General features: G+C 42.2%; 8 protein-coding genes. 2 read left to right on the plus strand and 6 right to left on the minus strand.

Annotation, left to right across the window (positions count from 1 at the left end; all coding sequences use genetic code 11):
• Positions 1-380 precede the first annotated feature (380 nt).
• Both F824_RS0124285 and F824_RS0124290 read left to right on the plus strand, forming a co-directional pair.
• A complete protein-coding gene (locus F824_RS0124285; RefSeq protein ID WP_019600544.1) occupies positions 381-3995 on the plus strand; it encodes a lamin tail domain-containing protein in 3615 nt (1204 codons plus the stop codon).
• A 237-nt stretch (positions 3996-4232) separates the two neighbouring features.
• Positions 4233-4895: a hypothetical protein gene (locus F824_RS0124290; protein WP_139189928.1), complete on the plus strand. Its 663-nt coding sequence runs from the start codon at positions 4233-4235 to the stop codon at positions 4893-4895.
• Between the two features lie 358 nt (positions 4896-5253).
• On the opposite strand, the gene F824_RS0124300 is transcribed toward F824_RS0124290, so the two are convergent.
• From F824_RS0124300 to F824_RS0124330, 6 genes are all read right to left on the minus strand, one after another.
• The gene (locus F824_RS0124300; protein ID WP_019600548.1) at positions 5254-6234 is read right to left on the minus strand and encodes an NAD(P)-dependent alcohol dehydrogenase; all 981 of its coding nucleotides are present in this window, start codon (positions 6232-6234) and stop codon (positions 5254-5256) included.
• A gap of 491 nt (positions 6235-6725) precedes the next feature.
• The gene (gloA2, locus tag F824_RS0124310; RefSeq protein WP_019600550.1) at positions 6726-7112 is read right to left on the minus strand and encodes an SMU1112c/YaeR family gloxylase I-like metalloprotein; all 387 of its coding nucleotides are present in this window, start codon (positions 7110-7112) and stop codon (positions 6726-6728) included.
• Between the two features lie 123 nt (positions 7113-7235).
• Positions 7236-7946, minus strand: coding sequence for a hypothetical protein (locus tag F824_RS0124315; RefSeq protein ID WP_019600551.1), 711 nt, complete (start codon positions 7944-7946; stop codon positions 7236-7238).
• A 47-nt stretch (positions 7947-7993) separates the two neighbouring features.
• On the minus strand, positions 7994-10654 hold the full coding sequence (locus tag F824_RS0124320; RefSeq protein ID WP_019600552.1) for a DEAD/DEAH box helicase: 2661 nt from the start codon (positions 10652-10654) through the stop codon (positions 7994-7996).
• 3 nt (positions 10655-10657) lie between these two features.
• Complete coding sequence (rhuM, locus tag F824_RS0124325; RefSeq protein WP_019600553.1) at positions 10658-11647, minus strand: virulence RhuM family protein; 990 nt, start codon at positions 11645-11647, stop codon at positions 10658-10660.
• A gap of 50 nt (positions 11648-11697) precedes the next feature.
• The gene (locus tag F824_RS0124330) at positions 11698-13341 is read right to left on the minus strand and encodes a site-specific DNA-methyltransferase (RefSeq protein WP_019600554.1); all 1644 of its coding nucleotides are present in this window, start codon (positions 13339-13341) and stop codon (positions 11698-11700) included.
• Between the last annotated feature and the right edge of the window lie 8 nt (positions 13342-13349).

Here is a 13349-nt window from a genome sequence, read left to right on the forward strand (position 1 = left end):
CCCACCGCAACAAAATGGCTTTTAGAGCCTACATCAATTCCAGCGGCAAAAGGATTGACAACAGCCATACTTTCAAACTTTTTCTGCTTCATCTTATTTTTGGTTTTGATTAAAAGCAGCAAGAGAAATGTATATTTGATTTGATTATTCCATACGGGATCCATAACAAAACATGGTCACCAATTAACGTTTCAAAAACCCTGACCTTAAAGATTGGGGTTGAACATTTCTACCAGAATTCGGGAAGGGATAAAATCACCATTCGATGCATAGGCTTTCATGCTGCAACCAAAAGTTAGCGCATTAACGTTACTTTTCCAATGTCTTAGAATTCGGGTTAAAAGTATTACAAGTTGTAACATCTTAATATTTGTTCAATCATGGCGGAAATACCCATCGAGATCATCAATCTGAATGCCAATGCCGGATTAAATGAAGGCATTGTCAATGGCAATGTCGAAGGCTCGGTCATCGCAGGCATTACCATTAGCGCCGATCTCTGTCATGGGATCAACATCGGTTTGGATGGCGCCATAACAGGCCAGGTCCTGGGGAATCTCGATGTCCTATTTATCGGCGCACAAGCCAAAGGAGAGCTTCAGGCAGCGGCCGGTGCGCGCGCGCTGATCCGCCTCGAGCCCAATCTGTTGGAAAAAATGGGCCTCTCCATCTACGTCGGCGCCTATGCCCGAGCCATGGCATCCGGGAGTTTGGCGGTTTACCTGACACCGTCGTTTTTTGCCCAGCAAATCCAGGATCACCTGGACGATTTTCCGGCAGATATCTTTTTGATCTTCCTCGAAGAAGTAAAGGCTGAAGTGGGCGTCTGGGGAAGGGTTGCCTTTTCGGCCATGGCGGAAGTCAACGTGAATGTCGTTTGCGACATTAAAAAACTAAATTCGGGATTTGAGATTTCTGGAGGGTATAAATTCGGCCTGAAAGCAGGCTCCGGCTATGATTTTTATTGCAATGTTGGATTCAAGAACCTCAGAAGGGCCGTGAACCGATCCACGATTCGCATCAGCGCCGAGGTAAAAAAACACCTGCTCAAATCCGATCTGGCCAATAAACAACTTCTGGCGGAATGCTTCGATTTCAGCTTTCCGTTTATTGTTTTGACCGCTTATGACCTTGGGAACAAGAGCGCCGAAAGGGGCGAATTTCTGAGCAAGGAAGAGGTCGCAGATGTTTTGTTCAAGAACTTCATCGCCAGCCTTCAGCGATTTGCGGTTGAAAAAATCATCGAAGCCGCAGTCCGCAAACTCAGCGATGAATTTTCCAAGATCTATTACAAGATCTTTGGCATCCAGCTGGACAATGCAGAAAAAGCGGAATTGGAAGTATCGGTCAACAAGCTGATCGATCTACTTCAAAAAGGAGACCTGCGCTTACCCGACCTCGAAGGATTCATCACCGAGACCATCAACATCATTGACCTCCTGGATCAGGGTGCTCTGGATGATTTCAAAAGACCGCTCACCTTGTTCTGGGTGAGCAGTGTGGTCGGATTCGAGCTGAAACAATTGTTGAGCGTGTATTCTGCCAATCTTGGGGTTGGATCAACCGTGACTGGAGAGGCAGCGACCTCCATTCAACATTCCAGACTTCCTGAGGCACCGGCTTTTGTCAAAGCGGAAATCGAGGGGGTGCTGGGAGAGTCAGTTCTCCTTGTAGATGTGAGGATAGCAGTGGATTACCTGTCAGAAATCGGTATTCCTTACGCTTCGCAATATGTTTTCCCGGAAATAGGAGCTTTTAAGGATTATTTTGAAAGTAGGTTCAACCTGACTTTCGGGAAAATATTCGAAGATTCGCTGAGAGGACTCCAAGGCCAGGGCACATTGGCAACTTATCATTCCTACCAGGCCATCAAAGACATTGTGAAGACCGAGCTCATCGAAAATCTGATCATGGGAGAACTCCTTCCGCAAATCACCAGCGACATCGACAATGTGCATCTCTACCAGTACTCCCAGGAGGTCATCCGTCCTTCCCTTTATCTCTCTTCTGATTTTATTTTTAAGAAGCTGGACAATTTTCTGATTCAGGACTTGAGCGGCATCAATAATCTGCCGCAATTTGTGAACGGGATTTCTTCCGGCTGCGGCGTGGTCGTTTACAACGTGCTCGCCAGAAATATTGCCTTCTTCGACCAGATCATCAATGACTTTGTTTTAGACAATACTTTTGCCGGCTTCGACTCGATGGGGGCCAGGCTCAACAACCCCCAGGATCCGTTTTTTGTGAGTTGCAAGGGCTTGCTGTCTCAGTCCTTTTCTCATATTTCCAACATTGACCAGCATATCGAGGCAGTGCGGCAGCTGTTGCTGGATCTTACTTATGCATTCAAAGAAATCTCGGGACCTACCGTATTCACAGCCGACAGAAGAAACAACCTGAGGGTACTGAAGCGGGACATCCTACTGTCCATGGCGGGGAAAATCGATTACTCGGAAACTCCGGATGCTTTTGTCGCGCGGTTACTGGATTGTGGATTCATTCCCAATCAAGAACTGGTAAAAGCACTTGGAAATGAGTTGCTGAAGATCAGTGTGGAGTCCTTTGGGATATTTATTCAAAAAATCATTCCCGCCTTGGGAGATTTTTATCTGGCCATCAGCCTGCACACATTGACCCAAATGAGGGCGAACCTTATTGCATTCATTGATAGCCTGTACAATGCTGCGCTTACGGCCTTGAATCATTACAACAATCTCAGCGATTATATCGACGAGAACATTCTTGCCATTCTGGATGCGATCGACCTGGTCGTCACCAATTTTGGCACTACACTAAAAGCGCACCTCGACACCTGGGGAGATTCCGCAAAAGCCAATATACATTATACACACTTGGCTTCTATAAGCGCGACTGTTCCGGCAGGGGCTCCGAGGGATTTGGCCATCCTGACCTTTGAAAATGTTACCTGGCCTGTTGAAGCCGCAATCCTGGATGTCGCCATTTCCGCGGGAACGACAGCGCTGAAAACGGCCATCGATGGGGTGGTTTTGACCATCGATACCAGCACCGACATTGCCGCAGAGATCCTACTCATAAAGCAGACCGTAGAAGACGCCATCACCACTGGCCTTGTCGGATTTGTTTTGACCCCGATTCATGCCACCGCCTCCCGATTGGTCAATGCCTTGTTGCCGGACAGTCTTATGAACACCATCAAAGAATACCTGGAAGCACGTGCAGGCCAAAAGGAGCTGGAAAGAGAGCAGTTGGATCAAGAACAGGAATTGGCTTTCCTGGAAGCGGAAAAGAACAAAACACAGGGGCGATACGACCGCAATAATTTTAATCCGCTGGTCGGGCTTGAAATACTGGACCCCGTAGAGGGATTTCCATTTATTTATCCGAAGGAAGTGATCTTGCAGATGCGATTGGTGAATGGAAATCACGATATGATTTCTGATCCTTCTTCCAAACGGATTCAGGTAACGATTAACTCCGTCCCTGTTCAATTGAACGTCGGTGACTGGTCTCAGTCGGGCAACGATATGGTGCTGAATAAAACCATAGACAATACCGATGACGGTTTGAATATCATCGAAGTGAGTTGGATCAAAGGGGTCTCCAACCAGCAAGTGATCCGCCACAAAATCCCATTTATCGTGAATGCGGAAGCAGATTATAAGCGGGCCAATTTTTCTGTTTATATCGACAGTGACCCTCCTGGACCGGATGTGGATGCGGAACATGTGGAAATCATCTACAAAGGCAGTAAGGAAATGGAGGTCAAAGGTTGGCTGATGCAGGACAAGGCCGGTCATAAATACCATTTGCCGATGTTCACTTTGCGGCCCGGTGATCATTTGAAGATCTTTACAGGAGGCAGCCAGGGCCAGAACAAGGTCAACAAATCGAGAAAAAACAAGCTCCTTTTTATGGGGAGGAAGAAAGCCGTCTGGAACAATGAAGGCGATACCATGTACCTGTCCGATGCCGATAGGGTATTGATTTACAAGTATTCTTATTTACCTGAATAATGGATTGTTATGGTTGTCATGAACCCCTTTGAAGCCTTGGTGGATCTTCTTAAAAAACTGCTTGAAACCATCAAGATTGCCGGAGATCCGACCGAAGAGAGCAAAATTCTCTTTGAAATGCTCGAGAATGCATTGCGTCAGGGTCTGCTCGGTGACTTTATCGATGCCCTCCTCCCCTCAGGCAAGTCCTTGGAGGATGTATTAAGGTCGATGCTCATCGATCACGGCCGCCAACAGTTGCGTGCGTTCGTCCTGTCTTGGGTGGACTTGCAGAGACCTGTTGGGGAATTACTCGCGGCTGTCGATGCCGTCCAACAGGCAGCGCTGGATGAAGTGTGCCAAACCCTCTACGAAACGGTGGGCCGGAAGATGACCCAGCCGGAGATAACCACGGCCAAATTGATCTATGGAAAGACTTTTGATTATGATACCATTTACTTTTCGGATGCGGGCGTGGCAAATACCGTCATTTTCGGTGTGCAGGATTATTTTAACAACAACCCCAACTCCAGAGCTTTCGTCACCTTCAAACTGGTCAATCACGACCTTGCCGACGGCCCCTTGTCTGATCCGACGATGGTTCATGAGCTTTGCCATGTATGGCAATACCAGACAGTAGGACCGATCTATCTGATCGAGGCGATCCATGCCCAAACGCTGGGCGCCGGATACAATTATGGATATACGAATGGCGTGAACGGAAATGGGGGAGACGTATCGCTCCAGAATGCAATTGCCAATAATCCTGGGTTGACCACAGCGGAAGTCTTCGCACTTTTTAACCGGGAACAGCAGGCATCGATCATTGAGCATTATTATTACAGGAAGCATGTACTCAATTTGCCCCCGTCTGATTATGCCGCCTGGCAGCCGTTTCAGAATTTGGTATATACACCATAGGGCGCTGGCCAATTCCAGCCTGAAATGGCTTGATCATCCGTCTTTGTTTACAAATTCCGACTTCACCCAATCGGAAAAATGCATGATTCTCCAAATAGGCACAGGGTTGAACCCGTTTTATGCATTGCAAACTCAATTGAATAGTATATTTAACTGATGTTCAATTGGTTGTTGATTGTTTTTGACTTCACCCAAATGGTATCAGGAATGAGTCTCCCAATAGTCTGATTTTCTTGCATTTTCGATCTCATTTGGAAACGGAATGCATATTTCGGGTCAAAAAATACCAGACGGTAGTGGACTTGAAAATGCACAACACCGCTTACCATTCAGCCGGAAAAATCTCTCCCGTTTTTGGCTAATCTTCTTCCACCACCTTGATCACCACATTCCCTGTTTTTTGCCCCGTCTCTACGTATTGGTAAGCCTGTACGATTTGGTCCAAAGGATATTTTCTATCAATCAAAGGTTTGAATTCGCCCTTTTCCACAAGCCCTTTCAAAAAAATCACGTCTTCCTTGTGGATCGTGGGCAAGGGAAACAATAGTTTTTTGCCTCCCAGAAGCGGCGTGGTCAGGGCAAAGAAGATGTTCTCTGCATTTTGGCCAAATTCTGTGGAGATGTAAATCCCTTTTTCCGTCAGCAAGGGTTTGCATTTCCCAAATGAACTCTTGCCCACTGCGTCAAAAATAAAGTCAAACTTAGCATTTGTCTTGGTGAAGTCCTGTCTCTCATAGTCAATCACAACATCTGCACCCAGTGATTTTACCAACGCCGTGTTTTTGGTGTTGCACACGGCGGTGATTTTTGCCCCAAAATGCCTTAACAATTGGACCGCAGCGGAACCTATGGCGCCGGTGGCTCCATTGACCAGCACATTTTGACCCCTTTCAACTTTGGCCGCCTTGATGTCACACAAAGCGTAGTGGCCACCTTCAGTCAGCGCCGCGGCCTCATCAAAGCTTAAGTTGTTTGGCATGGTGGTCACGGCATCTTTTTCGGCAATGGTCAAATACTCCCCATGTCCACCAAAGGTTTTGTCATTGAAACCAAAAACCTTGTCCCCAATCCGGAAGGTGGTCACGTCCTTGCCGATTTCTTCAATTACTCCCGCAAACTCACAACCCAATATGGGCTGTTTTGGCCGCAAAATCCCGGTCCAAAACCTGGAGATGAAATATTCCGCACTGCGAAAACCGCAATCCGTCCGGTTCACCGTCGCCGAATGGACCCTGACCAAAATTTCGTTGTCATTGGGAATGGGTTTGGGCACTTCCATCAAATGGGCAACATCCGGCGGGCCGTATTCGGTATAGACAATCGCGTTCATTTTTTCCATATTCCCCTTGGTTCTAGATCGTATGCTGCACTTGAATGCCCCGTATTGGATGTGCATGCAGGCCGGGATTTTCAAAAGTCTACTTCACTGGAAGCAAAGCACTTCAACCCGTTTGATGCATGACCAAATCCATTCCATCCAATGGTCACTTCATCCTCAGTCTTTGTTGACTGTTTTTGACTTCACCCTATTGGAGTCAGGAATTATTCTCCCAATAGTCTGATTTTCTTTCAGTTTCAATTCCATTTCGAAACCTATTGCATTTTTAGGGTTAAAAAACCCAATGCATATTTCTGGTTCAAATATATCATTTTCCTGAGCCAAAAAACATGCATCCGATTCTTTCGGAGAGTTGTTTTTTTGGGGGTAAAACAATGGAGGTGATGTGCTTGCACCTACAAAACAATTTTCTAAAACAATTGTATGCCTTTCAACACTCCGCCTTGATCAACCGCTGTTGCGCATTGCCAATTCAAAAAAAACTACACCCCTCATACTTCATAAATCTCAATGGGCAGCTCGTCCGGATCGGCAAAGAAAGTGAATTTTTTATGGGTGAAAGGGTCAATTCTTACCGCTTCTGTCTCGATGTTTTTGGAATTCAGGAAATCAATATTCTCTTCCAGATTGTTCACCCCAAAAGCGATGTGCCTCAAACCCCTTGCTTCAGGACGCGACGGTCTGCTGGGGGGCTCTGGAAATGAAAACAGTTCAATCAGATAGGTCCCATTCAGGGAAAGATCAAGTTTATAGGACTGTCTCTCCTCTCTGAAGATTTCCTTCTCAATTTTCAATCCCAGAATTTCGGTATAAAAATATTTCGATTTCTCGTAGTCCGAACAGATGATGGCGATATGGTGAAGAGATTCTATTTTCATGGGGTGGGTGTTGGGGAGGGTTTTGCTCTTTTCGAAGGCCGGACTTTTTAGGGCAAATGTTCATCGAAAACACTAAATTTTTGGTTACCAAAAAATCATCTGAGAGGAACGAAACCCGCATTGTTACTGAGCTTCCGAGTCATTTTTGATGAACTGTTTTATTTTTTGCTGTTTCTCTTTGACCTCTTTGTCATAACCGATTTGCCAAAAATACATATCCAGTATCTTCATTATTGGATAATGTTTATTTGTCTTAGTGGACACAAGTTTTTGAGCGGTTTCAATCTCAGTTTTGTTATTGTCAAGAAAGTCAAATAATTCACTTAAAGAATTGATATTGAAAACAGTATGCTTCATTTTCAATTCTTTTAAACCATCAATGAAATACCTGTCGTAAGCGGGAATACAGCCCAAGCTCCCTAGTAAAATTTTACTCAACAATGTGTCTGTTGGTGATATTGCCTTTGGCTTAGCAGCACCTTTTGTAAAATATATTTTGCGGTAATGGTCAGCCAATTTATCTTTCAACAACATTATCTCTTTTATGTCATTTCTATTGACATCATTATTTTGGTCGCATTTCAGCTCTCGCGCTTCCTTAGAAAACAAAATGCCAACTGCCCCTTTATGGATTAAATGATTTTTTTGAAGTAAACCACTTGATCCTCTATACATTCCCCAACTTGCCAAATAAAAAGCCAATTCTAAAGTATGAATTTGAGTTTGTCCATCTACGTTAAATGCTTGATGGCAATTGTCCCATGATTTATACCTGTGAAATTCGTCTTTAATAATGGTATTCAAATATTTTTCTATTGTCGATGTTATATTCATTGGTCCATAAAGTCTGTCACTATTCCAGATGGGTAGGTTTTAAAGAATTACATCTGACTAATCAATTCTTTTGCTTTGTCTAATGTGTAGGCTCCTTTTATTTCTTTCTTGTCAAATACCATAAAATAAGAAAAGTCCTGTCCCGCTTGTCTTTCCCATTCGTTTCCAAGTCGGCATTTTGCCTCACTGTCTGAGCCGTCTAAATGGTCACCTTTGGTCTCTATCAGAATGGTTTTGTGGGACTTGGTTTGTAAAATAAAATCGGGGTAATGGTTGGCTTTAAATCCATTGATGTAAAATCCTTTTCCACGTTCTAAGTTTCTATGCCAAAACGCAACATTAGAGGCGGTTCCGATTTCCATTGCTACCCGTTCTTCAAAACCGTTCATGGAACCTTCTCTTTCGTAGAGTGAATTTCCTATGGATGAACCTATGTTGCCTGGCACAATTTCGTTTCCTAGCTTCCAATTTACTTTGGTTTTTATTTTTTTGGATTTGAGCAAGTCATTAAATCGACCTTCCGCATAGGAATCTGTCAATTGGCGAATCTTTGCCTTTATCTTATCGGTATAGCTCCACTTTCTGACCAAAATATCCCGAAGTTGTTCGGTATTCATACTTTTCAAAATTCGACCTATGTAAACCTTGATTTCTTGGTCTGGAATAGGATACATGTTCCCGATGATCTGCATCATTTGATGCGTGATGTCTGTGATTTGGTTTTCTTTTGGCTTGGCTAAAATGTATTCGGCGATGGGGTCTTTTACCAAATTATCTTCAATCTTGGTGAAAGAGGGTCTGTATTCGTTCTTCTTAGCTTCTTCTAAGTCGATTTTATACAAGTCGGATGAAATCTTGTCAAAATCAATTTTGATGTCTTCGTCTGAAAGTTTAAAATCTTTGAGCAATGAATCACGATTGAGCAATTCTTCGTCTGTCCCAAAAATATCACTTGCAGTTACCTTTATGAAAAATTGCGGAAACTCGATTTTAGCAATATAATCCTTGTTGGATTCTTTGACTTTATAGCGTTTTACTTTTGCCCCCATTTCTTGAAAAATATTTTCGTCAACAGGTTGTTTCTCCTGTTCTTTAATTTGCTCTTCTAATTTTCGGTTTTGTTCTTCCGCAATGGCTTCGATTTCTTCTATTACCGAGGTTGTTTCCTTCCATTGGTTATCAGAAGTTTCATCTGCTCCTGATGGGTATCGAGAGGGATCAAACGTAACCCGATTCTTGTCTATAATATCTTCTTGTTCCGATTGTTGCTCTGGGAATAAGAATGATTCTATTGGATTCACCGCGACAGTTTTCTTCTCTTCCTCGGTCATTTTATCGACTTTCCGATAATCCTTCTCACTAAATCCTGACTCCTGCAAGCCCTTTACAATGCTCTGTAAGGTTTCATTGAACTTCGCGGAAGCAGTCAAAACATAGGATAGGTTCAATTGGAAATCTTTGTGCCGCTGCACATAGGGCTGACGCAATACGCGACCTAAAATTTGTTCCACATCTACCGAACTGGATTTATCAGCCAATGAAGCCAAGATATAGGCAAAAGGACAATCCCAACCTTCTTTTAATGCGTTGATCGTGATGATGTAACGGACTTCACAATTTTTGCTCATCAAATCAATGCCTTTCAATTCGTCTATGTTGGCCGTTTTGATTTTGATATGGCTTTCGGGAATCCCTAAACCCAACAATTGCTCCTTCAGTTTTTCAAATGTGGTATTGTCGTTTTTGGTTTTGGGTTGTGCCTGAAACAAGACGATGGGTCTGATGTACCTACCACCTTCCGCTTCTTGTTTGATGGCGAGAATTTCCAATTTGCGCTGCAGGTGCAAGGCGTTGTTAATGACTTCGGTTTTATCATGGTTGTTATACACGATTACAGGAAGTTTCACCATATGCTCCTTTTTCAACTCGATAGCTGGAACAAGACTTACAATATTGCTATTGGCCTTTGGTGTGGCAGTCAAATCTAAAATAAATGACGGATTTAAGTTTTTGAGCATATCTACACTCAAATCACTCTCGGCATTATGGCTTTCGTCCACCACCAACACGGGATTTAAATAGCGTAAAACATTGATTAATGCGGTGTCGTCGACGCCGCTTAATATATGTTCGTCACTTTTGTATTGGGAAACAAAGGATTCCAATTGTCCATTTTCCTGAAATACTTTCCTGTCCTCTTTGTTGTTTGCCCTTAGGCTGGCAAAACTCATAACAAAAATACTCAACTGGTCTTTTACCACCGTTGGGTTAAAATTTGAGCCCTGCAATAAATCTGCTTTTTGATAAATTTCTACCCGGTTGTTGAAAAGCGAGTTGAGTTTTTGGCGATAGGGATGTTCTGGATTGGAAAGGGTATTTACGGTTTGTTGTAATAAATTACTCCAAGGCACCAACCAAATCACCGCTTTGGGTTTTGCCGAATCATAAGCCGAAAAAATGGTATGCAAGGCATTTACGGCAATAAAAGTTTTTCCTCCCGCCGTTGGCACTTTTACGCAAACGTGGGCTGCATTGGGAATGTTGTTTTTATAGGTCTCCATTCCCGTGCCGTCCAACGGATTATACGGTCCAATTTTGTCCTCCCAATATTGGTTGAATGCTTTAGCCAAGCTTTTATGCTCTTGCACATACCCCAGGTACTCCTCCAAATTCTCTATTACTCTTCGCTGATAACTTTTTAATTCCATAGCCTATTTTTTCAATTTCTTGATTTGCTTATCAAAGTCAGAAATAATTTTTTGGGTCGTATTAAATTGGTCGTATTCTTTTCCTGCTTTTGAAATAGCCTGTTTATGCGACTTTGTTCCTTTGCCATCCAAAATTTTGAATTCGTTAAAGTTCAAAAACTTATCTACACTATTTGCTAAACCTTCCATTGTGAAAGTATTTTCACGCTCTATTAAGTTTTCGATATAATCAAAATAGCCTGTTACTGTGCGTTCCAATTGTTTTATCTCTTTTTCTTGCAAGTAGTTTTTTGCTATGGTGGTATCTGTTTTTACTATTCTGCCTTCTGGGGCGTTTTTCCAAGTGGTCAAACCCATATTTTCTTTTTTTGCATTGGCATTTTTATAAATAATTTCAGCAGCTGTTTGTCCTGTTATGGCAAAATGAAACTTGTTTTGCACCATTGAATAAAAATTTTGGGTGAGTTCAGCTTTTGGGTCGTAATCAATACTGCATTCTGCAAAAATATCGGTGATTTGCTGGTAAATTCTGCGTTCACTGGCACGAATGGAACGAACACGCTCCAATAACTCTTTGAAATAATCTTTACCAAAAACAGCTTCGCCTTGTTTCAATCGGTTGTCGTCCAACACAAATCCTTTGATGATGTATTCTTTCAGGGTTTTGGTAGCCCAAATTCTAAATTGGGTCCCCCTTTGCGACTTCACTCGGTAGCCCACCGAAATAATGACATCAAGGTTGTAAAACTTTACAGGTTTGTCCGAACCACCAATGTGCAAATTTTGCACATTGCTTTTTTCTTCGAGTTCACCTTCTCCGAAAACATTACCTATATGCTTGGTGATCACACTTCTTTCGCGCTCAAAAAGTTGACTCATTTGCTCTTGAGTAAGCCAAATGGTCTCGTTTTCCAACAACACATTCAGCTTCACTTCACCTTCTGGCGTAGTATAAAAAATAAATTCATTCTGCCTTGGCTGTAGATCACTCATTTTCTTGATTTATGATTGATGAATAATGGATATTCTTTTGCCCTTCACCATTAAAACCTGGTGATGTCTCTAGGTATTTTTTTAAAAATGATGTTTTTCTTGGCCATAAATTCCTTGGGTAACAGGCAATTGTCGGCATAGATGACGTATTGCTCGCCACTGGTTTTGATAAGTTCCAAAGCATCAAAATCCAAGGTTGTCAAACGCTCTTTTTCGTAAATAAAATAATACACCGTACCCTCTTTTACACCTAATTTATATGTGTCATTTTTAATTTCAGATTCTTGATTCCCTTCAGATGGATGATTTTTGAGTGTTGATTCCTGATTACCTAATCCATCATTAATATATGCCGTTCGCGTTTCTGAAAACCAAATGTATTCCCTGATTTTCTCCAATTCGACTTGTTCATTCAGGTTTTGGTTTTCATCAAAAAGTGGCAATCCCAATTCATAAAAATCAAACGCTCCACCGGTGCCTGCCACGGCTTTTGAACCCGATCCGTAACCTTTAGCAACACGCTTCACTCTTTCTGCAGTAATATCATTGGCGTAATCCTCCATTTCTACCAAAATGAATTTACGATTTCCACCATCTTGTTTATTGAGATTTAAAACGGCATGAGCAGTTGTCCCTGAACCTGCAAAAGAATCTAGAATTATATCATCTGGAAAAGTTGAGATATTTATAATATGGTTAATAGTCACTGAAGGCTTGGGGTGATCAAATTTCTTGGTTCCCAGCAAACCTGAAAGTTCTGTCATTCCATCTGAATTATATCCGTGCTTATCCCACCAGCTCTCTGGTTTCTTTCTTCCACTTTTTTCATTTAGAAATTTCTTCTGAACAGGTTTCGTGTTCCCTGTTTTTCCAAATATTATTCTACCATCAGTAATTCTTTTTAATACTTCTATTTCATTAAAAACCCAATATCTTCCATTAGGCGGATAATGCTCTGCCCCTGAATGCGGATTTGTAATCGGAAAGTAAGGACCCTTGTGATTTGCAGATAAGTCTGCGGTTTTCCAAGCACCTCTCGGGTCATTATCTGGATTTGAAAAGTTTTTATCTAAATATTCAACAGACAAAGGGACCCCAGGCAAAACCAATTTTTCTTGATCTTTAGCATAGCAAACAAAAAAATCATGAACCGAAGGTATATGACCCATATTATTTCCATTGGTCTTTTTTTTCCATAAAATATTGCCTAAAAAATTCCTTATCCCAAAAATCTCATCACAAATCAATTTAAGATTAGCTTGTTCATTATCATCAATTGAAATAAAAATTGCACCTTCATTTGCCAAAAGTTTGTGCAAGAGTTTAAGCCGTGGATACATCATGCAGAGCCATTTGTCGTGGCGGGAAAGATCTTCACCATCTTTGCCTACAACTTCACCCAGCCATTTTTTTATTTTTGGGTGGTTTACATTGTCGTTATATACCCAACCTTCATTTCCAGTATTGTAAGGAGGATCAATATAGATACACTTTACTTTCCCTTCATATTCCGGCAGCAGACTTTTAAGCGCTTCCAAATTGTCGCCGTGAATGATTTTATTTCCACACTTTGATTCTTTATCCATCAACCCTGATTCAGAATCAAACCCATATTTGTGATCCAAAACCCTGTAGGGCACGTCTTGATGGTGGCTTATTACTTTATCTTTTCCTATCCAATTGAGTGTTGGCATCTTTTTTA

Source organism: Rhodonellum psychrophilum GCM71 = DSM 17998 (genome assembly GCF_000381545.1).
In the GTDB taxonomy this organism is placed as follows: domain Bacteria; phylum Bacteroidota; class Bacteroidia; order Cytophagales; family Cyclobacteriaceae; genus Rhodonellum; species Rhodonellum psychrophilum.